Raw genomic sequence first — 26,467 nt, forward strand, 5'->3', positions numbered from 1 at the left:
GCCAGAGCGGAAGGGGGCGGCGCTGGCTTTTTCAGATGACGGTTCGGCCATGAGTAACGTGCGACGCGTGTTCGTTCCATCCGCCGCTACACTGTCGCCTCTTCCCGAATCCCTAAGTGATAACCCCATGCAGCTCGACGACGCCCTCCACGAACAGATCAAGACCCTCTGCGCCCAGGGTGACGCCTGCGTCGAAGCGGGCGAGCTGGACGACGCGCTCGATGCCTACGACGAAGCCTGGGACCTGCTGCCCGAGCCCAAGCAGCGTTGGGAAGCCGCCACCTGGATCCTCGTCGCCATCGGCGACACCTGCTTCATGGCGGGCGACGAAACGGCCAGCGCCGAAACCTTCGGCCTGGCGCTGCAATGCCCCGGCGGCGTGGGCAATCCGTTCATCCACCTGCGCCTGGGCCAACTGGCCTTCGATGCCGACCAGCTCGACACGGCCGCCGACGAGCTGATGCGCGCCTACATGGGCGCCGGCGCGGAGATCTTCGAGGGCGAAACGCCGGAGTACCTGGCGTTTCTGAAAACCCGCGCGGACATCTGAGGCGAGGAAGGGCGCAGCGAGGTCGACGCTCCGGCCGGTGCCTCCGGTGCGCAATGACGGCGTCGGCCAGCCAAGACGCGCCTGATGGCCAGGCGCGTCACCGCTCTGGGGCGGCCGGAGCGCCCCTGCATGTATGGACAGTTTCCAGGTTGGTCGTGGCTAAAATGCATACAAGAATGAAAATTCAACAACTTGTATGGATTGGGCGGTAGAATTTGTCGAATGCATGGCGCCTGGAAGGCCGCCGCCTACAGACCGGCTCGGTCAGGCGGCCGCTTCCGCAGCCTCGCCATGCAACCGCGGGTCCAAGCCGCGCCGGCGCCGGCGCTGTCCCGGCCAGGCTCGCGCCGGGTAGATGAAGCTGCTGACGCAGCGTGTTGAGGAAGTTATGAATTTTTGGATCCCCGTCATCTTCGGTACCTTCAAGCTCGCCGTGCTGGGCACGTTCGGCTATCTCGCCATCAAATCTCACTACGACGGCGAGAAAGAGGAAAAGGCGAAGAAGAAAGAAAGGGAAGGCCGGTAAGACCCGGCTTCGTCGCCAGGGGGCAGAGTCTGTGCCTGACGACGGAAGCAGGTCGGGGGGCGGGGCGCTCGTACATTGGCAGCGAGCGCGGCCTGCCTCGAGATCGCGGAGTAGGCTCACGCCACGCACGCCTCACCCCGAAGTCGGCTCTCGTCACGCACGCGTTACCGCACAGCCGGCTCACGCCGCGCACGCGCGATCGCGGATTCGCCGCACGTCACACCCTCGGGTCAGCATGGACGCCACGTCCGTCGCGCGCGGCCCGTGCCGCGTGTCATACACAGCGTCCCAGGCGTTTCCTGAGCAGATGCAGCAGCGTCGTCAACGCTGCCGCCGCCACTAACAGTTGCACGGCCAGCCACGCCACCGCGTGCGAGGGGGCGCGCTGCGCCGCTTCGAATGACGGAATCCGCGCGTAGTCCGCGCTCGACAGCCCCCGATAGCTCATGATCCGCGGCACGAAGAAGCCGCGCCACGTCGCTTCGTACGTATCGACGGCGTCCAGGAACGCGCTATGTTGCCCGGCGCCGATGCCCGCCAGATCGTCCGACACCTGCAGCAACGCCAAGGGCGGAGACAGCCACGCCCAGCGTTGCACGAACTCGGTTTGCGCCAGCCGTTGCCGATCGAAACGCCGCAGCGCGGGATGGATCAGACTGTCCTGGTGCTCGAAGCGGGGCAGGAAAGTCACCGGCCACGTATGCCGGCCCGTGAACAGCGGCGCCGATTCCGGGTGGTTGGCGTACCAGCGCTTGGTCAGGGCAGGCATGCGGACTTCCGCTTCCTGCTGCGCCTGACGCAGTTCCACGATGAAGGCCAAACGCGACGGCATGGGATGCCGCGCGCCGGCCGCCGTCTGAAGGCCCGCGGGAACCACGAAGGTCAGCAAGAGCCACCCGGCCAGCGCGGTCAGCAGCGCCGCGCCGGACGAGATCGCCAACGCCGCCAACGCGCCGCATAGCGCCACCCAGAACCCCGCGTACGCGGCCAGGCACAAGGCCCACCACGCCGCGGCCGACGCGGCGCCCGCACTGGCGCTCGCAGCAATTGCCACGCTGCAGGTCAGCGCGGCCGGCAACCACAGCACCAGCGCGCGGATGCCCAGAGCGGCATAGGGCGGCCGCCACGGCCGCACGGTCTGAGCGAGCGTCGTGCGCCAGATGCCGCGTTCGCGATCTTCCTGGAATGCGCCCGCGCACAGACCGATCGCCACCAAGGGCAGCAGCAGCGCCAGCACGGCGCCCAGATCCAGCGCGCGATACTGCGCGAGCATGGGATTGCTCAGCGCATCGCTGCGCCGTCCGTCCGCCTGACGACTCTCCACGGAGACCGCAATGCGGGTGGGCAGGGTGCCGTAGGGCGACAGGCTCAGCGCGAGGCCCGGGCCGGGCGGCAACTGGGCCAGGCCCGCCGTCGACCGGCCCAGATTGAATGCCTGCAGCGCGGCCCGCCCGGGATCGACGGGCGCGTCCGCGCCGCCGGCTGGGTGGCTCGCTCGCGCCTGCTCGATCACGGCGTGTTGTGCGGCTATCTCCCGGTCATCGGCGAGGCGCTTGTCGCGCGCGCCCTGCATCGACCAAAGCGCGCAAACCGCCAACACCAAGCAGTAGCTGAACGTGATCGCGAGGTTGGCGCGGCTGCGGCGAAAGCGCAGCCACTCGGCCCAGAGTATCAGCCTCATGGTCGCCACCGCCTTGCGGCCAGGGCCAACAGTCCTGCCGAAGCCATGACCCAGGCGGCCAGCGACAGCAGGTCGGGCCCGGCCCGCCTGACCGCGAAGCCCAGCGAGGGCGGCGCGTACTGGAACTCGGGAATGCTCTGCCACAACGAGTCTGCCCCATACTGAGTCTCGTAGGAGACGTTGCCTCGGGTATGGGCCACGTCCCACTGGTCGAGCGCCGTATTGACGTCGCGCCGGTAGTGCTCCGCCGCCTCCTCGAAATGGCCTTGATGTGCCAGCGATGTGCCCGAGAGCGAGGCCGACGAGGCCATCAGCGCGAGGGTCGGGCTGAACAGACCCGCCCAGCGCAACAGCTGCTGCTGCCGTTCATAGCGAGCCCACAGCGCGTCGAAATGATGCGCATGGACCCGGTCGGCGTGCGCGTCGCGCACCATCCGCCTCGCGGCATTCACGCCGATCGGCACCTCGCTGAGCGAGGCCACCCCATACTGACGCAGGAGTCCGGCCTCGAACGCCCGCACCTGGGTCGCGAGGCTTTCGCCACCGGGCAGACCCTGCGTGTAGTCGTGGGCGATGTCGGCCCAGAATTGGGACGAGGAGGGCAGGGGCACACGGGCCTGCGCCACGGCGCTGGCAACGCGCGGCGCGGCCAGCACGAACAGGGCCCACACCAGCACCAGCACGAACAGCGCGCCGCGGCTGCCGGCGCTGAGCGCGCCGACGGCGAGGCCGAGCGTGGCAAGGCACAGGTAGTAGAGCAGATACACGCCCGCCAGGCTGGCGACGCGGAGCGTCAGCCCGGCGGATTCGGTCAGCCAGAGGGCGCCGATGCCGAGCAAACCGAAGATGGGCAGAAACGCCAGCGCGACGCATGTCATGATGGCGATCAGCTTGCCGCCCAGCAAGGCGGCGTTCGACACCCCCATGCTTTGCAGCATGCGCAGGGTGCCTCGCTCGCGCTCCTGCGTTGCCTGGCTGAAAGACAGCGCCATGATCAACAACGGAAACAGCCCGGCCAGCAGATAGGCCGGCACGATCTGGCCGAAGCGCGCGCCCGGTCCGCCATCGGCGTCGGGATTGAAACGCGCCATGTTGCGTCGATGCGGTTCGAGCCAGATCGCTTGCCCCACATAGGGCTCGATGCCGGGATCGAAGGCCCACAAGGGGGCGTCCGGACGAAACACGTAGATGCCGAAGTGGGCCCCGCGATGCGGATGCTTGATGCCCTGTTTTTCCCATTGCGCCCGGGTGGTGTCGCCGATGTGCACGCGCTCGGCGTGCAGACGGCTTTGCTGCGCGAGCGCGGCCACGTACAGCGTCGCCCACATGGCCAGGAGCGCCACGGCAAGAATCAGCACACGGCGGTCGCGGTAGAGCCCCAGCAGTTCCTTGCGGACAATCACGCCGATCATGGCACGGCTCGCGCATGCGCCAGATAGGTCGCTTCGAGCTCCGCATGGCTGACGCGGTGCGCGTCGAACTCGTCCAGCAGACGGCCGGACCGCATGATGCCGATGCGGTCGGCGACCTCGACCGCGTTGAACAGGTCATGCGTGGCCATCAGGATGCCCAGGCCATCGGCCGCCGCGCGGCGCAGTTGCGTCGAGAAGTCGTGCGTGGCGGCCGGATCCAGGCCCGAGGTCGGCTCGTCCAGCAACATGGCCACGGCGCCCTTGGCGTAGGCGATGGCCAGGCCCACCTTCTGGCGCATCCCTTTGGAGTAGCGCTCGACCCGCTGGCCGTGGGCGCCGCACTGCAGACCGGCCTGCTCGAGCCGGGCGGTGGCCTCGGCCGCGGACAGTCGCAAACCCGCCAGCGCACTGAAATAACGCAGGTTCTCGATGCCGCTCAGGTAGGGGTACAGGGCCACGTTCTCGGGCAGATAAGAGACCAGGCGCCGCGCCGCGTCGGGATCTTTGTCGACCCGCGTGCCGCCCACATGCACCTCGCCCGCGGACGGCGGGACAAAACCCAGAAACACGCTGAGCGTCGTGGTCTTGCCCGCCCCGTTGCCGCCCAGCAGGGCATAGATGCACCCCGCGGGCACGGTCAGGCACAGGCCATCGATCGCACGCCTGGCCGCGAAGTCCACGGTCAGATCGTGCGCTTGCAGCGCAGGGGCGCTCATGACGATCTCCCGCGCGTCAGAAGAAGTAGCGCATGTTCACGCCGACGAGATTCTTGGGCTGCGGCGAGATCCAGAGCCCGGCGTTGGTCGCATAGGCCGCCTCGCTGGCGTAACGGTGCGGCTGCAGAATCCAATACGCCGACATCTGGTAGCGCTGGTAGTCGTAGGTCACGCGGAAGTCGTAGCGGGTGTAGGTCGGCATCGACTTTTCCGCCAGGGGCGAACCGCTGTAGTACGGGACGCCGCGCGTGAGATAAGCGTCGGCGTTGAGCGTGAGGTGCCCCTGGGCAAGCGGCATGCCGTACTCCACGCCCGCCTTGATGATGTCCTTGGGCACGGACAGACGCGCGCCGGTGCCGGGGAGGGGATTCTTGATCTCGGCTTCCAGGATGCGTCCATAGCTGGCATACACACTGAAGCCGCGCGTGGCACGCCAGCGCGCTTCCAGTTCGAAACCCTTGCGTGTCGTCTCGCCCACCGACGAATACGTGTCGGGTGCGGTCAGCACGATCTCGTCTTCGTTTTCCGTGTAGTACACGGCGCCGGCCACGGCCAGATTCTCGGAGGGCGACGCGGTGAAGCCCAGGTCATACGACCGCACCTTGGACGGCGCGATCGACGTATTGGCGGCGCCGCCGCGCGCGCCGAGCGGGCCCAGCGTGCCGCTGGGGCTGATCTGCTGCGCCGCCGGCGAACGAAAGCCCTCGGCCACGTTCGCATAGAGGTCGAGCGTGGGCAGGGCGCTCCAGACCACACCGAGCTTGGGCGTCGCCACGGAATCACGATACTTGGTGGATGCGTCGGGCAGCTTGCGGTTCTCGATGTCGTAGTCGAACGCGTCGTAACGCAAGCCCGCCAGCAGCTTCAGATTCTCGGTCGGCTTGTACTGCCCCTGGGCGAACACGCCGTAGGTCACCAGATCCATGTTCAGGTTGACCAGATAATTGTCGGTGGGATCGCCGTTGACATAGCGCTGGCGGATGCCATCGCCCTTGTCGCGCCGAAAATCGGCGCCCACGAACAGCGCGCCCCGGTCGCCGAACACAAAGTTGTTCGCGACGCGGCCGCCCGCGAAATAGCGGTCGTCGCTCCCCACGTTATGCTGATCCACCGCGGCGGCAATGCCACGCTCGCGCTCGAGCTTCTGCGCATAGACGGTGGTGTAAAACCCCGCCTCGCTGTTGAGCGGACTGCGGTTGAACACCAGACCGGTCTGCGTGTTGCGTCCGAAGCCCGGCGTGTCGTACTGCACATCCCGAAAATCCGCCGCGCCCGACTGCAGGCTCGACTGCAGCAGGTATCCCGCCGCATGAAAGCGCGCGTGATAGTGGTTCACGCTCAGGCTGTACCGGCCGCCGTCATAGGGCGTGGACAGCTTCCAGAAGAAATTCTGCCGTTCGGTGTCGGCCTCGTCACGGTAACTATCGGCGCGATACACATCCGCCACGAACAAGGATTGGATGTCTTTGTATTCGCCCGAATGGACCAGCGAGGCGCGTCGTCCGCCGTAGCTCTCCACCGTCAGCCCGATGCTCGAAGGTACTTGGCCCCACGGCGAGCTGATGTCCACGGCGCCGGCGCGATGCTGATCGCCATACAAGGCGGACACCGGGCCTTTGATCACCGCGACGTTGCCGATCATGTCCGGCGTGAGCCACTCCAGAAAGGCCGGCCCGTGTCCCGCGCCCGCCTCGCTCGAAGGCAGGTTTTGCGGGACGCCGTCGACGTAAACCGCCGTGTCGGCGCCGTGCGTGCCCTGGGTGGCAAAGCCGCGCATTCGGAAGCCGTTGCCGGTATCGCCCTGATCGATGTTGTTGGCCACCACACCGGGCACGCGCCGAAAGATGTTCGAGATATCCCGGCCCACGTTGATCGTCTGCAACTCGGCCGGGGTGATCACGGTCATGGCGGCCGGCAGGCCGGTGCTGTCCAGCGTGACCCGATCCCGCTCGCCCATCAACTCCCGCGCAACGTCCTGCCCGCTGACCTCGATCGGCGCCAGCGTGGCGGTGGAGGAGGAGGGCGCCGCGCGCTTCTCCTCGGCCCAGGCTTCGCCGGCCGTCAGGCCGGTGGCCAGGGAGAGGACGACAAAAGCGGTGCGCAAAGCAGGGTTGTCGCCAGGAATGCTGCAGGAAGGTCGCGTGGACATAGGGTCGGAGTGGGGTTGGATCGGGGATGAACGCGGGATGAAACCGCGTGAGTGCGACCGGGGCCTAGGCAGCCTCGATGTAAAATTGGAACGTTATATTATTCTATTTTGTGGCGGTGCGGAGGTGGGCGGTGGTCTGTCCGAGGTTTGAGTGAGGGCGCGTGTATGCCTGGCGCGGAGCTCGGTCGAGAGAGGGCAAGCGGATGGGACGGCCCCGGCGTGGCCTCGCGGCGCCGCGCGTCGCCGCCAAGCTCGATGTGGCGCAGATCTCCGACATCATCGGTGTCGAATCCGCCGACACGTTCCAGCGCCCGATCTACGCCGGCAACGCCATTGCCACCGTGCAATCGGCCGACGCCGTCAAGGTCATCACTGTGCGCACGACCGGCTTTGACGCCGTCGCCGCCCAAGGCGGTTCCGCCTCGGCCGAAGACGCAGCCGCGGTTGCCGATTCGGGCCTGTCCACGTTCGTGGGCCGCGAAGTCGCCAAGAGCGACCGTCCTGAACTGGCCGGCGCGCGTGTCGTGGTCTCGGGTGGCCGCGGTCTGGGCAGCGCCGAGAACTTCAAGATCCTGGATCCGCTCGCCGACAAGCTGGGCGCCGCGCTGGGCGCCTCGCGTGCCGCGGTCGACGCCGGCTACGCGCCGAACGACTGGCAGGTTGGCCAGACCGGCAAGATCGTCGCGCCGCAGCTGTACGTGGCCGTCGGCATCTCGGGCGCCATCCAGCATCTGGCCGGCATGAAGGATTCGAAGGTCATCGTCGCCATCAACAAGGACGCCGAGGCGCCGATTTTCGGCGTGGCCGATTACGGGCTGGTGAGCGACCTGTTCACGGTCGTGCCAGACCTGGCCGCGGCGATGTGAGAGTCCCCCTACCGTCAGATAACGACAACGCGTGACACTTACGTAAGTCGGAGACTCACGTCCCCGACACCGGAAAATCGAGCACGAAACGCATCACCGGCGCGGCCCGGCACCAGAATGTTGCACGAGCCGGAGGCCACGAGGTCTCCCGCTCTTAGCCCCCACCCAAGTTGATTCAACCGTCCGGACAGCCACGTTACCGCGTGCAGTGGGTTACCCATCACGTCGTTCGTCGAGCCGTGCGCGACTGGTTCGCCATTGCGCTCCAGTACAACCTCAATGCCGTTCAGCATGGCGCTTCGCCAGTCCGGAACAGGCGCGCCGCATACATAGTGGCCCGCGGCGAAACCGTCTGCCTGTATGTAAAGAGGATCGGGTAGACGTTTCCGGGGAAAGCGGCATTGGGCCACCTCAATTCCAATGTGTGCACGGCTTATCGCCATGGCTACCTCGTCCTCGCTGTACGCTCGGGTCCGAGGAGGTAAAGGCTTGCCGAGAACAAATAGAATCTCGCATTCGATGATGGGATCCAGCAACTCGTCACGGCGCAGCGTGGCGGGGTGTTCGCGAACGTCCCGCAGATACGTGATTCCGCAGACTGGTTGCGTGGTTCGCAGCCGTCGCTGTAAGTCGGCGTTTGTGGCGGCGATTTTCCAACCGGCCGGTGCCCAGCCTAACGCTTGCGCCACCTGCAGCATTACTGCATAGGCATCGTCTTCCGTCTCGAGCCGTTCAAGCGGCGCCACGTCCTCGATCTGATGACCATCGCGCCGCGCGGAGATTAACGCGTTGACCAGGCGCGGGTGTGTACTGGCGATAGTTGTCATCAGTCGACCGCGGCGCCCGTGGATTTGATTAACTGGCTCCACGTGGCCGTTTCTCGCTCCATGCGGGTACGCAGTGTCTCTGGACTTCCATCAGATGGCAGCTCCAATCCACGCTCTTTGAATTGACTTCGGATCTCAGGATCCTGCAGCACTTGCTGGGAAAGCGCGCTCAGTCGCTGGACAACGGAGGGAGGCATGCCAGCCGGCCCCAACAATGCAAAGAAAACACTGACGTCGATTCCGGGCATTCCCTGTTGTTGCAAGGTCCGAACGTCTGGCAACAGCGCGGAGGGCTGGGCCGAGGTGATTCCCAGCACTTTCAATTTGCCGGAGGTCAGGAACGGATAGGCGGTATATACGTCGGTGAAGGTCATCGTCACCTGGCTGGCGAGCAGAGATTGCAGCGCCGGCGCCGAACCCTTGTAGGGTACGTGCGTTACGTCCTTGAGCCCCGCAGCCTGGGCAAAGAGCAGCCCGGCCAGATGCGTGGTGCCGCCGCTGCCTGCCGACGCAAATGTCGTGGGCTCTCGACGCGCATACGCAATCAGGTCTTGGACCGAGGAAACGGGAAGCGCGGCATTGACCAGAACCGCGTTGGGCAGGCTGCCGAAGTCCGCTATTGGCTGGAAATCGCGCAATGGATCGAAGCCTAGCTTCGGATACAAGCCGGGATTGATCACTAGTACTGGCGAGGACCCAAAAAGCAGCGTATAGCCGTCCTTCGGCGCTCGCGCTATGTACTCGCCGGCAATGTTGCCGCTGGCGCCGGCCTTGTTCTCGACGATGATGCTTTGCTTGGCAAAATCGCTCATTTTCCTTGCTACGCTGCGGGCAATCAGATCTGCAGGGCCGCCCGGCGGGTAGGGGACCACGAACGTGATCGGCCGCTGCGGCCAGCTTTCCTGAGCGCCGGCACTTGCGCTGGCCAATATGCTTAGAGCAAGCAGGGTGGTCTTGAAGGCACGATGCATGGGTTTGTCTCCTTGTCGCAATTGTTGTTTGAGGCAAATTCTAGGAGCACCGCACCGCGCGGTGATTGGATTTCAGTATTCGTCCATATTCGTTTCGAATAGATCCCAGATTGCGAGTCGCTAAGCTTTTGCTCGAAGCCCTTCCGACTATTCGGGGGCCGCAGACAGGATACAAACGATGGAAGCAAGCGAAGGTGCGTTGGCAGGCGTGCGGGTACTCGATGTGTCGCGGGTGCTGGGCGGCCCTTATGCCGGTCAGGTTTTGGGCGACCATGGGGCCGATGTACTCAAGATCGAGGGACCGGAGGGAGACGATACGCGGAGTTGGGGGCCGCCATATCTCGGGCAGACGTCGGCGTACTTTTCCGGTGCGAACCGCAACAAGCGTAGCCGAATGCTGAATCTTGGCACTGAGTCAGGGCGGGCGGCATTGATGGAGGAGGTGGCCCAGGCTGATGTGCTGATTGAAAATTTCAAGCTGTCCACTCTGAGCAAATGGGGTTGGAATCTAAACAGCTTCGTCGAAGCCAATCCGCGCCTAGTTCATTGCCGCGTTTCGGGTTTTGGCTCGGATGGTCCTTACGGTGGACTGCCGGCGTATGACACTGCCGTTCAGGCGTTATGCGGCCTGATGAGCGTCAATGGCGGTGCGGATGCAACACGCGTGGGGCTGCCCGTTGTCGACATGACTACGGGGCTGAATGCCGTCATCGCGGTACTGCTGGCCTTGCAGGCACGCCACCGCACCGGGCGCGGTCAGATGGTGGAAACCACGCTGTATGCCAACGCCGTGTCACTGCTGCATCCGCATGCAAGCAACTATTATGCGACGGGCAAGAATCCGGAAAGGACAGGGAACGCCCACCCGAACATCTATCCGTATGACAGCTTTCAAACGGCGGACGGCACAATTTATCTGGCGGTGGGAAACGACACTCAGTTCGTGGCGCTTTGCGGTCGACTTGGCATCGGGGCACTGGCCCTCGATTCCCGATTTGCCTCAAACCCGTCACGCTCCGTAAACCGGCAGGCGCTGCGCGAGATTCTCGAACAGGCGCTAGCGCCGGCGGACGGCCGCCAATTGGCTCAGGACCTCGTCAAACTCGGCGTCCCTTGCGCGCCGGTCTGCTCCGTCGCGGAGGTGCTCAGCCACCCACATACGACGCACATGGGGCTGGAGGTGACCCTGCCTGGCGGCTATCGGGGAGTTGCGTCGCCGATTCGCTTGAGCGATACCCCGGCCACTTATCGCCTTGCTCCGCCCGAACTTCACGCAGGGAGCGCACATGGACTTTGATCCTTCTACCGCGCGCTACCCCTACGGCTCGGACAAGCGCTACCACATGCATCATCCGCACCTGATCTGTGCAGACATTGCTGTCGCCGTTGATTTCTATACTCGATGGTTTGGGGCCGAAGTCATCTGGGATGGTTTGTATGCCGGGACACGAAATGTCTTTCTGAAGATCGGTCTTGGCGCGGTTCACATGTACGAAAAGGCTATCGATCCGACCCCTCGCAATGCAGTGCATCACTTGGGAATTCAGGTCGTTGGCCTGGAAGAGCTTTACGGACGCATGAGCGCTGCAGGCCTTCACATCCCGAACGGGATACGTGCGTCAGACGGCGGGGGATACTTCATGGTGGAGGCCCCCGACAGGGTTCTCTTGGAGGTATTTGAACCCGGCCCCGAAAGACCGGCCGAAATCCTTTCGTACTACGGGCTTGCCGCACGATGAACTTGGAGGATGGCACCTTCTTTGGAGTTCGCGCGCCGGTGATAGATCACTTCGGCCTGCGTCCGCACTCTCTCGTGGACGACACCGCGTGCGCAATCCTTCCAGATGCCCCTGCCAACCTGAACGCGCATGGCACCATAAGCGGTCCTGCCGTCATGGCGCTGCTGGATTTCACGCTTGCCGCTGCCGTGCGCGCTCATGATCCACTAGTCCTGCGTGCTTGGACGATAGACTTGGCCGTCAAATTTCTCAGACCTGCCATCGGCCAACTGATGGCCGAATGCCGCTGTGAATCAAGGGGTCGAACACTGGCCTTCGCGAGCGGCGTGGTCTACGATGCTCAGGGGATCAAGGTGGCAATCGCGACTGGGTCATTCAAGCTGGCAAAGATATAAGGAATCATGCACAAGGATGCGATCGAGCTTCGGCATCTTCGATATTTTGTGGCGCTGGCTGAAGAACTGAGCTTTGGTAAAGCGGCAGCGCGGTGCCATGTGTCCCAACCTCCATTTAGTGTCGCGATTCAGCAACTGGAAGCCGCTCTCGGACTTCAGCTCGTGCTGCGCAATAGCCGCAGTGTCGAGCTTTCCGAGGTGGGAAGGGAGTTTTATCGCCGGGCCCTGGTCTTGGTCAGCCAAGCAGCCCAGTCAATCGACGATATCCGCGCCTACGATAGTCGAATCCGGTCGCGACTGAACGTTGGCTTTCACGCTTCGATGATCTACCGCGGTCTGGGAAACCTCGTATCGGCGTTCCGCCAAGCTCATCCGGATGTGCGAGTCTCGCTGCACGAAATGTCCTCAATGGATCAGTTGGCCGCGATCCAACGTGGTGATATCGATGTGGGATTCACGCATTCCATCGTACCGAACGATGATCGCCTTTCTCACTGTACTACCTTGTTTTTGGAGCGATTCCTACTGTGTATGCCCGATCAGGGTAGGGCGGCTGCGGGTCCGGTCCGGCTGGCCCAATTCCAGGAGGAGAATTTCATCATCTTTAACCGGAAATCGTCGCCATACTACTTCGATACGATCCTCTCCCTGTGCATAGAGGCCGGATTCTCTCCGCGCATAGAGCACCATGTCAGTCAATGGCTAACTGCGGTTTCCTGCGTATCGATAGGCATGGGCGTTGCGATCGTGCCGGAATGTTTGCTGCATACCGGCATCAAGGGCGTCGCGTTCCGCGAGATTGACACCAGAATCGACTCGCGTGTTCAGTGCGTGATGTCGCGCTTTGCCAATGTCAAGCTTAGCGAGGAAATGCTGAAGTTGGCACGTGTGCACATCAAACCGGGTCAAGTTCTGGAGCCTATCGCTACGCTCTAGACCATCGGCGTGCGACCCGGCTGGCCGCTATCTAATGCGGGGTACCGGAACCCTCCACCCGTCTCTCCATCCATAACACGCATAATGTATATTATGTAAAGTAGCAGATAGAGGCAAACCGTGGAACTTCCGGGCTCGCCCTGTCACTCAGACCGGGTCAGGATCTTCACCGGAACGCTTCATGGCAATCGACTCCCTTCCCGGCGGCATGTCCTCCGTCTACCTCGACGCGGCGAAAGCCATCGGGCCCGCTTCTCAGCTTCTGCCTGCGGCCATCCTGCTGGAACGTTATGACCGTCTTCGTGGCCAAGTGATGGAACAAGCCAGCTTGGTCAGCGGGCTGAACACCGAATTGCGCGGCCTCGAGCACCAGAAAGCGTTGTTGATGGAACAAGGCCTGCCCGCCGCGGAACTCGACCAGCGGCTCACCGAGCTCTACAGCCAGGGCGCCGAAATCGCCTCGCGCGTGAGCGTCGAGATGGCGCGACTCCAGAACATGAGCCAGATGATGTCGCAGGCGTCGGACGAACTGGTACGTGGCATCAAGACTAGCTTCTTCGACCCAGACGGCACGATTCGCAACCTGCGTTGACGATCGTTCCGGAGCGCGCCGCCGCTCCTGCCTCGTGTGCACGGCACAGTGTTGGCGTTCCGCGGCTTCCGCCTTTCGCCCACGGTTCAGCATCGGCGTTGCGCAGCTTCTACCTTGTGTGCACAGCTCGGCATGGGCGCCCCGAAGCTTCCGCCTCGTGTGCCCGCCTCGTGTGCCCGGCTCAACACCCCGATATCCGTCCGAAATCCCGCCTCCGCGCCTTGACGCCAGTCTGCAAATTCTGCTTGACGGCAATATCCGCAAACTAAAGAATAAAAAGACGCGACGCTCGTCGCTTTGCTGGTGCCCATCAACCCGATTGTTGGCAGTACGAACGCAAGGAACGAGGTTTGCCGCATGTTCATGCCGTCGTTGTATCGATCTCCCCGCCGGTGCCTGTCCGCCGGCGCGCTGTGCCGCCCTCCCCGCGCGGATTCTCTGCCGCCGTGGCGCACCGGCCCGTTCGTCCCGCCTCCCCATTTCCCAAGCGGCACCGCGCCCACCTGATGATTGATCTTGGCCGCGTGTAAGCCAGGCGAGTTCGACATCGTGCCGGCCACCACGCACGCCAGCGTCGGCGCGCCCTCTCTGGTCTTGTTCACTGGAGCGTCACATGCACTTGAATCGCCGTGCAATGCTTGCTTTGATGGCCGCCGCCGGCACGCTGGCCTGGGGTCGCGTCGGGGCGTCGACGACGCCGCCGAGCGACGAGGTCATCGAGCAGGCGTATCTCTACCTGCTTGGCCGCATGCTGGTGATCCGGCAGGAGCACATGGACCGCGCCGCGCCGCAGTTCGCCTATAACGAGATCGCCTACAACCCGTTGGGGTCGGCGGATTTCGTGAATCCGAATTTCGATGTCGCCTATCTCGAAGCGTGGATCGCGGTCGACGACCGGACGCCGGCGATTCTGACCGTGCCGCAGGTGGCCGAGCGCTATTACACGGCCCAGATTCTCGACGAATGGGGCGAAGTCATCGCCAATATCAATGAGCGCACGTTTGCCTCCCAGCCCTTTGGGACCTACGCGCTGGTCGCGCCGGGATGGCGGGGTGACATCCCTCCGGGCGCCGCGCGCATCGAACTGCATTCGTCCAAGGCCAAGCTGCTCGGCCGCGTCGAGCTCAAGGGCGATCCGCTCGGCGCGGTATCGCTGCAGCGCGGCTTCGAGCTCCGCTCGCTGGGCACGCCGCTGATTCAACCGCCCGTGGCCGTGCCGGCCTTCGACAACAAAACGCTGCTGGGGGCCGAGATCTTCGACGATGTCGATGCACGGCTCGGCAGCGCGTTCGATGTGTCGCCCGTGGCGGCCCAGATGCAACAGCAGGTGCGTGCCGTTGCCCGACATGTGGCGTCGTCGCCCGAGGCAAGAGAGGCCGTCGGCAAGCTGCTGCGCGAGCGGGTCGTGCCGCAATTCATCGAATACGCCTTCACCAAGAGCGCGCCCTATCGCAACCACTGGGTGGGCGGCAGCCCCACCGGCAATTACGGCGCCAATTACCGGCTGCGCACGGTGGTGAATTACGCGGGGATCTGGGCGAATACCCGCGACGAGGTCATTTATTTTGTGGCCACGCGGGATGCCAACGAAGAAACGCTGAACGGCGCGAACAGCTACGTGATGCATTTTCCGGCCGACAAGCTGCCGCAGACCGCGGTGAATGCGTATTGGTCGGTGATTCTGGTCAGCGTGCCAGACTATCGCGTCGTGCCCAACGATCTGAAGCGCTACAACTTCAATACCCATTCCGATCTCAAGCTCGAGCCCGACGGCTCCTTGAAAATCGCGATCGGCCCCACGGCGCCGGCCGGCGTGCCGGAATCGAACTGGTTGCCGGCCCCGGCCGGAAAGCCGTTTTCGCTCACCTTCCGCACCTATGTTCCGAAGGACAACGTGAAACAGGGTGACTGGGCCCCTCCTCCCGTGACACGTCTCTGACGTGCCGTCGCCGCGCCGCGGGGCCTGACACGCGCGCCGCCCACGATCGATGGCGCCGTCATCCGCTGAAGAAGCTCTGCCTGTATGTTTCCGGCATCGACCCGCCGGCTCCCCTCCACCGCAAGACTCTGCTCGACGAGGTGTGCTCATGATCGTTCGCTCCGCCCTGCTCGCCCTCACCTGCATCGCCAGCGTCCAGGCGCAAACCTCCTCTCCGTATCGCTTTGAACGCGGATACCCGACGCCCGCGACCTCGCAGCAGGTACGGGCCGACCAGCTCATGCAGCGCGCCCTGATCGCCTATCGCTATTGGTATCCCACCGTGTCGATGGAAGGCATCTTCAACGGCAATCGGAGCGCGGGCATCGCCGAGGGCCGGCAATGGGGTATCGCGGCGACCGGGCCGCGGCAGGTGGGCTTCACGCTCAACTCCGACACGCCGTACGGCTCGGCGGTGCTGGACCTGTCGAAGGGGCCGGTGGTGATCGAGCTGCCTCCCGGTCCGCTGATCGGTCTGGTCAACGACCACAACCAGGGATGGGTGCAGGACCTGGGGCTGCCCGGGCCCGACGCCGGCAAGGGCGGCAAGCACATCGTGCTGCCGCCCGGCTATGCCGGACCCGCGCCGGCGGGCCATCACGCCGGCCGCTCTCCCACCATCAATAACCTGCTTGCCGTGCGCGCCATGCCGGTCAACGGCGACGTGCCTGGCGCGCTCGACGCGCTGCGCGCGATCAAAATTTATTCGCTCGGCCCCGACGGCACCCCTGGCCCCGCGCTGGCGGCGGTCGACACGACGCAAATGAAGATGGACAGCTCCTCCCTCAAATGGGAAGACAACTTTCAGTTCTGGGAGGTGCTCGATCGCGTGATCCAGCAGGAGCCGATCAACCCCGCGGCCAGCGCCATGTATGGGCTGCTCGCGGAGATCGGCATCGAAAAAGGCAAACCCTTCAAGCCCGACCTGAAGCTGCGCGAGACGCTAACCCAGGCTGCCCGGATCGGCCGCGACCAGATGCTGGTGGCGGCGTTCGACAGCGACCGGCCCGATCGGCGCGCCTGGCCCGACCGGCAGTGGGAATGGGCGGGCCTCGTGCCGGGCAGCGCGCAATTCGAGACCTCGTATGGCGTCGACCTGGACGCGCGAGACCGGTGGTTCGCGCAGGCGATCGTCACCTCGCCCGCCATGTTCCGCCGTGACCCCGGGGCAGGCTCGCTGTATTGGCTGGGCGCGCGCGATGATCAGGGCGCGTTTCTGGATGGCGGCCAGAGTTACACCCTCACGGTGCCGCAGCCGGTGCCGGGCAAGCTGTTCTGGTCCGTCACGGTGTACGACAGCCAGACGCGCTCTCAGGTCCAGACGCCGCAGGACAAGGCGGCCTTGCGGTCGCTGTTCGAGTTGAAGGACGTGGACACGTCGCGGCCGCTCACGCTGTATTTCGGGCCGAAGGCGCCGGAGGGCCAGGAGAACCGCTGGATCCAGACCAACCCCGGGCAGGGTTGGTTCGCCTATATCCGCATCTACGGCCCGGAGGCGGCGGCGTTCGACAAGAGCTGGAAGCCCGGCGATTTCGTGCGGGCGCGTTGACCCGGGGCGTCACGCCCAGGGGGTGGAATGTCCTGGAAGTCCACATCCCGCCCTCCGGCCGTATCTGCTGACGGCGGCGGCACGCCGTAACCATTCCGTTTCTGCATGGCTCGGTTCGAAACCCGCATGACCGAGCCCGCGCGTTCGCTCCTACCATGGGACACGGCAGCCACGAGGCTGCGTTCCCGGGGAAGCGCGCATGAACGAATCTTGCACGGCTCGCCTGAAGGCGGGTACGGTCAACGGCCAGCGGCGCGGCGGCGTCTGCCGCTTCGACGCCATTCCTTATGCCGCGCCGCCGGTCGGGCCGCTGCGCTGGGCGCCGCCCCAGCCGGCCGCATGGCAAGGCACGCTCGACGCGACGCGGCCCGGGCCGGTGGCGCCGCAGATGCCTTCGCGGCTGCGGGAGGCCATGGGCGACTTCGACGCCGCGCAGTCCGAAGACTGCCTGCACCTGACCGTGTGGGCACCCGCGCCCGACGGCGCCCGCCGGCCCGTGGTGGTCTGGTTGCACGGCGGTGCCTGGCAAAGCGGTGGCGGTGCCCTGCCCTGGTACGACGGGGCGCCGCTGGCCACCGCGGGCGATGTGGTGGTGGTCGGTGTGAACTACCGGCTGGCCGCGCTCGGCTGGCTGTGCCTGCCGGGCCGGACCGCCAACGTGGGCCTGCTCGACCAGGAGGCCGCGCTCGACTGGGTGATCGCCAACATCGACGCATTCGGCGGTGATCCCGCGCGCATCACCGTGATGGGTCAATCGGCCGGGGCCTCGTCCATCTGCGCGATGTTGACCCGCGCGCCGCGATTCGATCGCGCCATTCTTCAGAGCGCCGCGCTGGGCCGCGGCTTTCGCGGTGCCGACCAGGCCGAAGCCATCGCGCACGCCATCATGCGCGCCTGCGGCGTCTCTGACCTCGACGCCCTGCGCGACGTGCCGGTGGCCGCTTTGTTGCACGCGCAACAGGACGCCGGCGTCCTCGCCGCCCTCGATGCCGAGGGCGCGCACCGCTCGCTGTTCGGGCCGGTGGCCGACGGTGCGGTCCTGCCGCAAGACATGCACGCCGCGCTGGACGCGGCCGCGGGGCTGGCCGACGTGCTGGTGAGCTACACGCGCGACGAGATGGCGGCCTTTCCGGGCATGGGTCGCGACGGCCCCGGCCAGGCGCTCGGCGAGTCGATCTTCGGGGCACCCGCGCGAGCCTGGGCGGCCAACGCGGCGCGCCTGGGCCGTCAGGCCTGGCTGGCGCGCTTCGACGTGGCGCCCACCGAGCGCTTCGGCGCCTGCCACTGCATCGATCTGCCGTTCGTGTTCGGCACCCTGCCCGCCTACACGGGCGCGCCCATGCTAGCGGGCCTGGACCCACGCGAGGCGCGTGCGCTGGCGGATCGAACGCAGCGCGCCTGGCTGGCCTTCATTCGCGGCGAGGCCCCCGACTGGCCCGCCGCCCCGCACCAGCAGCTGCTCGCGGCGCACTGACTTCACCTCAAACAACTCATAAGGGGAACAACATGATCAAACGAGCGATTCGCGCGGCCTTGGGCGCCGTGTTGCTGGCCGCCGCCGTGCCTGCGCTGGCGGCCTTTCCGGACAGACCGGTGCACATCATCGTGTCGAACCCGCCGGGCGGACCGGTGGATGTGATGCTGCGCGTGCTCGCGGCCAAGCTGAGCCAGCAATGGAATCAGCCGGTGGTGGTCGAAAACCGGCCCGGCGCGTCGGGCATCATCAGCACCGGCGCCCTGCTCAAGGCGCCGGCCGACGGCTATACCCTCGGCATGGTGGTGGCCTCGACCGTGACCATCGTGCCGTTCGCGGTCGACAAGCTTCCCTTCGACCCACAGAAAGACCTGCAGCCGATCGCGCTGGTCGCCCGCACGCCGTTTCTGTTCATCGTGGCCGCGGACAGCCCGCTGCGCACCTGGCAGGACTTCGTGGCCGCCAGCAAGCAGCGCAACCTCACCATGGGCTCGTTCTCGATCGGCACGGCGTTTCATCTGGTCTGGGAGCAGACGGCACAACGCGCGGGCATCAAGGCTCTGTATGTGCCCTCCTCTTCGTCCGGCAAGACGCAGACCGATCTCGTGGGCGGGCAGCTCGACGTGGCGCTCGATGCATTCTCGAGCGCCAAGGGGCTGATCGACGGCGGCAAGGTGCGCGCCCTTGCAATCACCAGCCCGCAGCGCTTCGGCGGTCTGCCGGGCACGCCCACGCTGGCGGAATCCGGCCTGCCCGGCTACGCGCCGCAGCCCTGGATCGGCCTGATGGCACCCACGGGCGTGCCGCCCGAACGCGCGCGGCTGATCCAGCATGCGGTTGCGCAGGCGCTCGCGGATCCCGCCATGAAGACCCAGATGGAGACGCTCGGGATGATCCCCATCGGCGGGACCGCCGAAGACCTCGCACAAACGATCGCGACCGACCGCGCCGAGATGGAGCCGCTCATCAAGGCGCTGGGCATCCGCCTGCAATAACGGCTGCGGGTTTTCGCGCCGTTGCCCGCGGCGGGCGGGCCGGGAATAATCGACGGTCAACTTCTCCGATGCCCATGACGCCGTTCAAAGGAAAACTCCGCACCCGCCACCTCGAGATCGTGCTCACGGTGGGCGACCTCGGCAATCTGTCCAAGGCCGCGGCACAGCTGAACTGCACGCAGTCGTCGTTGTCTCGCGCCGTGGCCGAAATCGAGGATCTGGTGGGTGCGCGCCTGTTCGAACGCACGGTCAAGGGCACCACGTGCACGCCGCTCGGCCTGGCCATGTGCCGGCACGCGCGCCAGCTACTCAGCGGCTACCGCAAGGCCGAGGTCGACCTGGCCGCGCTCGTGCGCGGCGAGGCCGGCAGCCTCACGGTCGGCTGCTTCACGCTGTTCTCGGGCTGGCCGGTGGCAGAGGCGGCGCTGCGCTTTCGCGAAAACCACCCGCGCATCGTGCTGTCGGTCGAGGTGGGCACGCACGAACGGTTGATCGAAGACCTGGACGCCGGGTCGCTCGACATCCTCATCAGCCGCTTCGCCTCCACCGTGAACCCCCAGATCTACCGCTCGGTCACGCTGATGCAGGATGCCGTCGTGCTGACCTGCGCGCCGTCTCATCCGCTCGTGGGCCAGCCGGACGCCACGCTCTCCAACTATCTCGCGCATCCCTGGATTGCCGCACTGCCCAGCAGCCGCATCCGCGGCGAGCTGGAGTTCGCGCTGCGCCGGCTGGGGCTGCCGATCCCACGCATGGTCGGTGCGCTGTCGCTGGAGTTCGGCCGCGAGATGATGCGCGCGGGCCAGGATCTCTGGCTGCTGCCCGGCAGCGTGGCGCGCGTCTGGGAGGCGCGCGGCGAGCTGCATGTGCTGCCGGTCTTGCCGCCGGTCAAGCCCTCCCCGCTCGCCGCCATCTGGCGCCGCGACCGCCCGAGCAATCGGCAGATGCGCGCGTTCGCCACGCAGATCGCGCGCGTGATCCAGCGTTCGCCGCAGGCCCAGGGCGGAGCCGGCGCGTAGGCCACTGAGTCGGGCGCGGGACGCGCGCCCGTGGGTAAACCCAGCGGGCCTCGGGTCGCAGTTCCGGTGCAATTCTGCGCCACCAGAGGCGCAAAATTGCGCGCCGTGCGCTTCGTACGCTTGATAGCCTGTCGTTTCTCAAATCCGTCCGCGCCGAACCCTCGCAGCGGCAACATCCCAAGGAACCGACATGGCCAACACCGCCCACCCGATCAGCAAGCAAACCGCCTATTTGAACGTGCCGTGGGAAGACGCCTACGGCTACGCGCAGGCCGTCAGAGTCGGCAACGAAATCTATGTGTCCGGGCAACTCAGCCACGACGATAGCGGCAATCTGGTTGCGCCCGCGGCGCTGGATGGTCGCGGTGCGCCCGAGGATTTCTCTGCCATGGAGGCGCAGATGCGCCAGACCTATGTGAACCTTTCCAAGGTACTCGCACAGTTCGGCGCCACGCTGGATAACGTGGTCGAAGAAACCGTGTATGTCCTGGACGTGGACGCCGCGTTTGCGGCAGCGGGCAAGGTGCGCAAGGAGGCGTACGGCACCCAGCGGCCGCAGTGCGCAAGCAATCTGATCGGCGTGTCGCGTCTGGCGATGCCCGCGCAGCTGATCGAGGTGGCCTGCAAGGCGATTCTCGGCCCGGGCGCCGATGCGTAATCGTCCGCAGGCCGGAATCAGACAGGCGTGGCGGGCGATCGCCCTTCGATCAGCGCCTTCTGTTCGCGCACCGCATCCGCGCAGAACTGCATGAAGGTCTGTACCCGTGGCGATATCCGGATGTCGGGATGGGTGAGCAGCCAGAGCTCGTCATCGAGCTCTGGCACCACGGGCCCCATGCGCATCAAGCCCGGCATGACATCGCCGAGCATGCAGGGAAGAAAACCGATCCCCATTCCCGCTGAGATGGCGCTGGAAATAGCTGCCACCGAATCCGCCCGATAGAGAATGTCGGACGCCGCGACGCGCGCGTCGACGTACGGCACCGCACCCAGGCCTGCCAATCGCCCGGCGTACGACACCCAGAGCTGTTCGTAGAGGCGGTCGCCTGCCGGCGTATTGTGGGGAAAGTCGGCCCGACGGCCGTACGCCGCCCAGGCGATCGTGGCAAGACGGCGTCCCGCCAGGGTATCGAGCGGATTCTTGGTGGCGCGAAGCGCGATATCCGACTCGTCGCGTGCGAGGTTCAAGGCGTCGTTGCCCACATACACCTCGATCCGTATTGCGGTGTGGCGCCTCCTGAACGCCGCGATGATGGGCGTCAGAAAATGGAGCAGAAGCGAGTCGCTGGTGGTGATTCGCAGGTTCCCGATGGGCTCCTGCGTGGCGCGGCCGACGCGCCGAGCCACGCTGACAATGTCCAGCTCGACGCGCTCGCTTAACGCCCGCAGTTCCTGGCCTTCCGCCGTGAGGGTGTAGCCCGACCGCCGCCGCGTGAAAATCGTGACTCCCAGCGCCTGTTCAAGATGCGCGATCCGGCGCGAGAGCGTAGAGGCATTCAACCCCAGTCTGTCGGCAGCGGTCGCACGATTACCCGAATCGCTGAGAGCCTTGACGATCCGAAGGTCGTCCCACGACAGGCTGCTCACGTCTGAATCGCCCGCTCGCGATTGGCCTTCCTTGGGTAGCCCGGTGGCACGGGGGGGCTGATGTCGGACGTTCATAGGCGGTTCATCGGTAAAGTAGCAAGACGCCACTGGATTGCGCATTCTACGCAACCCTGCCCTCTGCGGTGCCGCTGACGTTTGGCAATACAACGATCAGAGGACCTGCGATACGATCCCGCATCTTGTGCGCTGCTCCAATGCTGATGCCAGCAAGGGGCGCTCGCACGAACCTTCTACAGGATTATTCATGGTCACCCGCCCGGCGCACGGCTCCGCTTTTGCCGATTTCGATATCGACACCTTCTGGGAAGACCACGCTTACTCGCGCGAAAACTATGTCGAGCCCGCGCCCGACGACGCTCAGGTGGCAGCCATCGAAGCCGCGCTGGGCTATCGGCTGCCGGCCGCCTACATCGAACTCGCCCGCCACCAGAATGGCGGCGTGGTCGCACGCAACTGCTTTCCGATGGACGAGCCCACGAGCTGGGCCGACGATCACGTCGCCATCACCGGCCTCTACGCCATCGGGCGCGACGCATGCTATTCGCTCTGCGGCGAACTGGGCTCCCCATTCATGATGCGCGAATGGGGCTACCCGGACATCGGCGTGGTGATCGCCACCTGCCCGAGCGCCGGACACGACGTGATCATGCTCGACTACCGTGATTGCGGCCCGCAGGGCGAACCGCGCGTCGTGCACGTGGATCAGGAAGACGACTATCGGATCACCGTCGTGGCGGCCAATTTCGCCGAGTTCATCCATGGCCTGGTCGGCGAAGAAGCGTTCGACGACAGCGAAGCCGAGCGGGCGGACGCAATCGACATGACGGAGCAAGGATCGCTCTCGCCAATCGTGATCGCCGCGCTGGCCGCGGCCGGCGAGCGCCTGCCTAACGGAGAGCAGGTGCTGCGCGCGCTGGCGCGCCGCATCGTCGAGGCCAAGGGCCACTTCTCGCTGCACGCCGACCCGGACTCCCACCTCATGTACGCCCTGATGTTCTGGTTGTACACGCAACTTGCCACGCCCGCGTCGTTCGAGGCCTTCGTGGCGCGGCCGCGCGGCGCCGAGACCTACGACGAGCCCAGCTTCGAGCTGATGATCGTGTTCAATCTGGTGAAAGAGCCGTTCGGGCTGCGCACCGGCGGCTACGCCCAGGACTTCGTGCGCGACTGGTGGAACGCGCGGGTTGCGGCCGGCGATATCGTGTCCGGCGCGGACGGCTTCCGGATGTCGGCGCAGGCCGAGCGCGCGCTGCTGGACGCGCTGACACCGCTGGCCAACCCGGCCTGAGGCCGACCGCCCAGCCCCTTCCGAATACCCTGTTTTGGAGCCTTTTTCCGATGATGCGCCAACGAGTCCTCGCCCTGCTGGTTTCCCTGGCCCTCCCGGGCACGGTGCTGGCCGGGCCGCGCGAAGACCTCGAAGGCAAGCTGACCGCGGCCGTCGTACAGATCCAGGCGCACTACGTCGATCCCATCGACACCCGCCGGGTGGTGATCGCGGGCCTGCGCGGACTGGCGCCGCTGGCGCAGGCGGCCGGCGCGGCGCGGGCCGCGTCGCTCGACGAGGCGATCCGGGCGCAGGACAAGGCGGCGGGCGTCACGCCGCAGGTGCGCCTGCTGACGGATGAGCTGATGCGGTTTCCGGCGCCGCAGGCGCGTGACGCCGCCGTGCAAACCGCGCTCAACGCCATGCTGAACGGGCTGGATCCGCAAAGCCGGCTCATCGCGCCGGTGGAGTTCAAGCCGCCGCCCGCCTCGGTCGGGCTCGAGCTCAAGATGGAGCAAGGCCGCCTGACGGTGGTGCGCGCGCTGCCGGGCGGGCCCGCCGAGAAAGCCGGCTTGCGCGCCGACGACGTGATCACGAGCGTGGACGGACGACCCACCGAGGGCATGGGTCTGGCGCAGGCCGTCTCGTTGCTGCGCGGCGAGGTCGGCACGCTCACGCAGTTGCAGGTGCAACGCGCCGGCGAGGCCGCGCCGCTCGAGATACAGGCCGAACGGGCGCCGGTGCCCGCGCCCGCCGCGCTCACCTGGGACATCGAGGGCCGCGTGGCGCTGGTGCGCATCACGGCGTTCAATGCCACCACCGGCGCCGACTTCCGCGCCGCGCTCGAGGCGGCCGCCGCACAGGCCGGCGCGCCGGTGCAGGGCCTGGTGCTGGACCTGCGGGGCAACGCGGGCGGGCTGCTCGATGTGGCCGAGCACCTCGGCAGCCTGCTGCTGCCGCCGGGCACGGTGATCGCCACGCTGCGCGGCCGTTCGCCCATGAACGAACGCCGCCTCACGGCGCGCGACGGCGACATCCTGCCCGGCGTGCAGATCAGCGTGCTGGTGGATGGCCGCACCGGCGCGGGCGCCGAACTCGTGGCGGGCGCGCTGCAGGACCATGGACGCGCGCTGCTGATCGGCGCGCGCACCACCGGCGCGGGCACGATCCAGACCGTCCTGCCGCTGCCGCGCGACGAGGGTGGCATGCTGCTCACCACCGCCCGCATGCTGCGTCCCACCGGCACGCCGATCGATCAGGCGGGCGTGACGCCCGATCTGCTCTACGATGCGCCGACCGGCCTGTTCGCGGTGCGCGAGGATCTGGTCTCCGGCTTCAACAAGCGCATCGAACGCCGCATCCAGGCCGCCGTGGCGCGTGCCGAACCGGGCGCCGACCTGCCGCGCGTGGCGGCCGTGGCGGCGCTGGACAACGGCCGCGTGCGCGCGCTCGGTCGCTGAACCCGTGGCGGCGCCCGTCAGCACGGCGCCCTCGCTCGCCGCCCTGCTCGCCACGCCCGGCCACGGCCGCGTGCTGCTGGTCGAGGCCGGTGGCGCCGACGCGCCACACGCGCCTGCCAGCCGGCGGCTGATCGGATACGCCCGCTACTGCCCGTCGCCGCCCGCGCGGGCACTTGCACCGTTCAAACACAACTGGGGCGCTGATTTCTGTAAAATTAGCAATCATTCCCATTATCGTTTGAACGGAAGCGCCCTTGCCCCCCGCCGACTTTGCGTCCTCCGACGATTTCGTCAGCCTGTACCGAGAGCATCACGGCTGGCTGGTGCAGATGCTGCGCCGCCGGCTTAGCGGCAACACCGACAATGCCGCGGATCTGGCCCACGACACGTTCGAGCGCGTCATGCGCAGCGAGTCGCGCGCCGCGTTCGCCGAACCGCGCGGCTTCCTCACGACCGTCGCCAAGCGCCTCCTGATCGACCAGTCGCGCCACCGCGCCGTCGAGCAGGCTTACCTCGACACGCTCGCCGCCCGCAGCGACGCGGTCGAGCCGAGCCCTGAGACCCATGCCCTTGTGCTCGAGGCGCTGAACGCGGTGTGCCGCATGCTCGAGCAGTTGCCCACGCGGGCGCGCCGGGTGTTCGTGCTGGCGCAGGTCGAGGGCCTGCCCTACCGTGATATCGCCGAGCAGCTCGACATCTCGGTGGCCGCGGTGCAGCGCGACATCGTCAAGGCCTGGGAGCATTGCTACGCGGTGCTCTACTCATGAGCGCGGCCCGCGCCGAACGGCTGCATGCCGACATTGTTCGCGAGGCCGCCCGCTGGATGATGCGGACCGGCGATGCACCCGACGCGGACACCCTGGCGGCCTGTACCGCCTGGCGCCAGGCTGACGCGCGGCATGAGCTCGCCTGGCAGCGCCTCACCGGCATCCGCCAGGAAGTCGGCGGACTCACCGGCGGGCCGGTTTCCGAGACCACCGCCAGCCAGACCATCCTGCGCTATTGCGAGGGGCGCTCGCGTCGCAGCGCGCTGAAGTGGATGGTCGGGGGCATCGGTCTCGGCGGGCTGACATGGGCCGGCCTGCGCGAGGGCTGGTGGGACGGCTCGACCGTCCATCGCACCGCCGTGGGCCAGCAACAGACCCTGACGCTGGCCGACGGCACCCTGCTCACGCTCAACACCGACTCGACCGTGGCGCTGCACTACGACGCCCGCCAGCGCCGCGTCGATCTGCGCGCAGGCGAGATCCTGATCGCGACGGCGCCCGATCCGTCCGGCCGCCCGTTCACCGTCGAGACCCCGAACGGCCGGCTCACCCCGCTGGGCACGCGCTTCGTCGTGCGGCAGCTGGACGACGACGGCGCGGCGACGCGGATCGGCGTGTTCGAGGGCGCGGTGCGCGTGGAACCCCGCGCCCACACGCAGGCAGCGCGGGTGGTGCACGCCGGAGAACAGCTTGAGTTCGATCGCCGCACGCTTGCCCCCGCTGCGCCCATCGAGGGTGGCACGCCGGCCTGGGCCGCCGGCATGCTGGTGGCGAACCGCATGCGGCTCGACCGCTTCCTCACCGAGCTCGGCCGCTATCGACCCGGGCTGGTGCGTTGCGACGACGCGGTCGCGCATCGTGAGGTGACCGGCGCTTTCCGGATCGACGACACCGACAAGGCGCTCGAGGTCGTGGCCGGCGTGCTCGATCTCGAGCTGCGCTATCGCACGCGCTATTGGGTCACGGTCGGACCCCGGCAACCTGCCTAGA

The 26,467-nt window shown here is 66.3% G+C and carries 24 protein-coding genes and 1 pseudogene; 18 read left to right on the top strand and 7 right to left on the bottom strand.

From position 1 onward, the window contains the following. Positions 1-127: 127 nt before the first annotated feature. The gene (locus CAL25_RS10700) at positions 128-550 is read left to right on the top strand and encodes a tetratricopeptide repeat protein (RefSeq protein ID WP_094799940.1); all 423 of its coding nucleotides are present in this window, start codon (positions 128-130) and stop codon (positions 548-550) included. Between the two features lie 388 nt (positions 551-938). After that, entirely contained in the window at positions 939-1,076 is a 138-nt protein-coding gene (locus CAL25_RS24215) for a hypothetical protein (protein WP_170948444.1), read from the top strand. A 274-nt stretch (positions 1,077-1,350) separates the two neighbouring features. On the opposite strand, the gene CAL25_RS10705 is transcribed toward CAL25_RS24215, so the two are convergent. The 4 genes from CAL25_RS10705 to CAL25_RS10720 are packed head-to-tail and all read right to left on the bottom strand — an operon-like array spanning position 1,351 to position 6,989. Further along, positions 1,351-2,757: a DUF3526 domain-containing protein gene (locus CAL25_RS10705; RefSeq protein ID WP_094799941.1), complete on the bottom strand. Its 1,407-nt coding sequence runs from the start codon at positions 2,755-2,757 to the stop codon at positions 1,351-1,353. After that, the gene (locus tag CAL25_RS10710) at positions 2,754-4,169 is read right to left on the bottom strand and encodes a DUF3526 domain-containing protein (protein ID WP_094799942.1); all 1,416 of its coding nucleotides are present in this window, start codon (positions 4,167-4,169) and stop codon (positions 2,754-2,756) included. Before CAL25_RS10710 ends, CAL25_RS10705 begins: the two co-directional genes overlap by 4 nt. Next, complete coding sequence (locus CAL25_RS10715; protein ID WP_094799943.1) at positions 4,166-4,885, bottom strand: ABC transporter ATP-binding protein; 720 nt, start codon at positions 4,883-4,885, stop codon at positions 4,166-4,168. The genes CAL25_RS10710 and CAL25_RS10715 overlap by 4 nt, the downstream gene beginning before the upstream one ends. A 16-nt stretch (positions 4,886-4,901) precedes the next feature. Then, positions 4,902-6,989, bottom strand: coding sequence for a TonB-dependent receptor (locus CAL25_RS10720; protein WP_249279022.1), 2,088 nt, complete (start codon positions 6,987-6,989; stop codon positions 4,902-4,904). Positions 6,990-7,264: 275 nt separating this feature from the next. Here CAL25_RS10720 and CAL25_RS10725 point away from each other — a divergent pair. Continuing rightward, positions 7,265-7,900: pseudogene (locus tag CAL25_RS10725) on the top strand (electron transfer flavoprotein subunit alpha/FixB family protein); the annotation flags it as partial. 38 nt (positions 7,901-7,938) lie between these two features. Here the strand turns inward: CAL25_RS10725 and CAL25_RS10730 are convergent. Together CAL25_RS10730 and CAL25_RS10735 are read right to left on the bottom strand one after the other, a co-directional pair. Next, positions 7,939-8,727, bottom strand: a complete 789-nt coding sequence (locus CAL25_RS10730; protein ID WP_094799945.1) for a 2-keto-4-pentenoate hydratase — start codon at positions 8,725-8,727, stop codon at positions 7,939-7,941. After that, a complete protein-coding gene (locus CAL25_RS10735; RefSeq protein ID WP_094799946.1) occupies positions 8,727-9,698 on the bottom strand; it encodes a Bug family tripartite tricarboxylate transporter substrate binding protein in 972 nt (323 codons plus the stop codon). Before CAL25_RS10735 ends, CAL25_RS10730 begins: the two co-directional genes overlap by 1 nt. Positions 9,699-9,876: 178 nt before the next feature. Between CAL25_RS10735 and CAL25_RS10740 the strand changes: the two genes are divergently transcribed. The 11 genes from CAL25_RS10740 to CAL25_RS10790 all read left to right on the top strand — a co-directional run bounded on the left by CAL25_RS10740 (position 9,877) and on the right by CAL25_RS10790 (position 21,033). Beyond that, complete coding sequence (locus CAL25_RS10740) at positions 9,877-10,995, top strand: CaiB/BaiF CoA transferase family protein (protein ID WP_094799947.1); 1,119 nt, start codon at positions 9,877-9,879, stop codon at positions 10,993-10,995. Further along, complete coding sequence (locus tag CAL25_RS10745; RefSeq protein WP_094799948.1) at positions 10,985-11,437, top strand: VOC family protein; 453 nt, start codon at positions 10,985-10,987, stop codon at positions 11,435-11,437. The genes CAL25_RS10740 and CAL25_RS10745 overlap by 11 nt, the downstream gene beginning before the upstream one ends. Next, entirely contained in the window at positions 11,434-11,832 is a 399-nt protein-coding gene (locus CAL25_RS10750; RefSeq protein WP_094799949.1) for a PaaI family thioesterase, read from the top strand. The genes CAL25_RS10745 and CAL25_RS10750 overlap by 4 nt, the downstream gene beginning before the upstream one ends. 6 nt (positions 11,833-11,838) lie before the next feature. Continuing rightward, positions 11,839-12,768, top strand: coding sequence for a LysR family transcriptional regulator (locus CAL25_RS10755; RefSeq protein WP_094799950.1), 930 nt, complete (start codon positions 11,839-11,841; stop codon positions 12,766-12,768). 181 nt (positions 12,769-12,949) lie between these two features. Continuing rightward, positions 12,950-13,360, top strand: a complete 411-nt coding sequence (locus CAL25_RS10760; protein ID WP_094799951.1) for a hypothetical protein — start codon at positions 12,950-12,952, stop codon at positions 13,358-13,360. A gap of 613 nt (positions 13,361-13,973) precedes the next feature. Continuing rightward, a complete protein-coding gene (locus tag CAL25_RS10765; RefSeq protein WP_094799952.1) occupies positions 13,974-15,299 on the top strand; it encodes a DUF1214 domain-containing protein in 1,326 nt (441 codons plus the stop codon). 148 nt (positions 15,300-15,447) lie between these two features. Then, positions 15,448-16,887 (top strand): DUF1254 domain-containing protein, encoded by a 1,440-nt coding sequence (locus CAL25_RS10770; protein WP_094799953.1) that lies wholly within the window; start codon positions 15,448-15,450, stop codon positions 16,885-16,887. 199 nt (positions 16,888-17,086) lie between these two features. Beyond that, a complete protein-coding gene (locus CAL25_RS10775; protein ID WP_094799954.1) occupies positions 17,087-18,361 on the top strand; it encodes a carboxylesterase/lipase family protein in 1,275 nt (424 codons plus the stop codon). Between the two features lie 32 nt (positions 18,362-18,393). After that, the gene (locus CAL25_RS10780) at positions 18,394-19,356 is read left to right on the top strand and encodes a Bug family tripartite tricarboxylate transporter substrate binding protein (protein WP_094799955.1); all 963 of its coding nucleotides are present in this window, start codon (positions 18,394-18,396) and stop codon (positions 19,354-19,356) included. A gap of 74 nt (positions 19,357-19,430) precedes the next feature. Beyond that, a complete protein-coding gene (locus CAL25_RS10785; protein WP_094799956.1) occupies positions 19,431-20,375 on the top strand; it encodes a LysR family transcriptional regulator in 945 nt (314 codons plus the stop codon). 190 nt (positions 20,376-20,565) lie between these two features. Beyond that, positions 20,566-21,033 (top strand): Rid family hydrolase, encoded by a 468-nt coding sequence (locus tag CAL25_RS10790; protein WP_094799957.1) that lies wholly within the window; start codon positions 20,566-20,568, stop codon positions 21,031-21,033. A gap of 17 nt (positions 21,034-21,050) precedes the next feature. Here the strand turns inward: CAL25_RS10790 and CAL25_RS10795 are convergent, their stop codons facing one another. Beyond that, positions 21,051-21,962 (bottom strand): LysR family transcriptional regulator, encoded by a 912-nt coding sequence (locus tag CAL25_RS10795; protein WP_212590895.1) that lies wholly within the window; start codon positions 21,960-21,962, stop codon positions 21,051-21,053. 265 nt (positions 21,963-22,227) lie between these two features. Between CAL25_RS10795 and CAL25_RS10800 the strand changes: the two genes are divergently transcribed. The 4 genes from CAL25_RS10800 (at position 22,228) to CAL25_RS10815 (ending at position 26,466) form a co-directional block, all read left to right on the top strand. Further along, positions 22,228-23,271: an SMI1/KNR4 family protein gene (locus CAL25_RS10800; RefSeq protein ID WP_094799959.1), complete on the top strand. Its 1,044-nt coding sequence runs from the start codon at positions 22,228-22,230 to the stop codon at positions 23,269-23,271. A gap of 50 nt (positions 23,272-23,321) precedes the next feature. Further along, the gene (locus CAL25_RS10805) at positions 23,322-24,710 is read left to right on the top strand and encodes a S41 family peptidase (RefSeq protein WP_094799960.1); all 1,389 of its coding nucleotides are present in this window, start codon (positions 23,322-23,324) and stop codon (positions 24,708-24,710) included. Positions 24,711-24,964: 254 nt separating this feature from the next. Further along, positions 24,965-25,477 (top strand): sigma-70 family RNA polymerase sigma factor, encoded by a 513-nt coding sequence (locus tag CAL25_RS10810; protein ID WP_094799961.1) that lies wholly within the window; start codon positions 24,965-24,967, stop codon positions 25,475-25,477. Beyond that, positions 25,474-26,466 carry a FecR domain-containing protein gene (locus CAL25_RS10815; protein WP_094799962.1) on the top strand — a complete coding sequence of 331 codons (993 nt, stop codon included), beginning with the start codon at positions 25,474-25,476 and terminating at the stop codon, positions 26,464-26,466. Before CAL25_RS10810 ends, CAL25_RS10815 begins: the two co-directional genes overlap by 4 nt. The last annotated feature ends 1 nt before the right edge of the window (position 26,467 follow it).

Source organism: Bordetella genomosp. 5, from assembly GCF_002261315.1.
Classification (GTDB): domain Bacteria; phylum Pseudomonadota; class Gammaproteobacteria; order Burkholderiales; family Burkholderiaceae_B; genus Bordetella.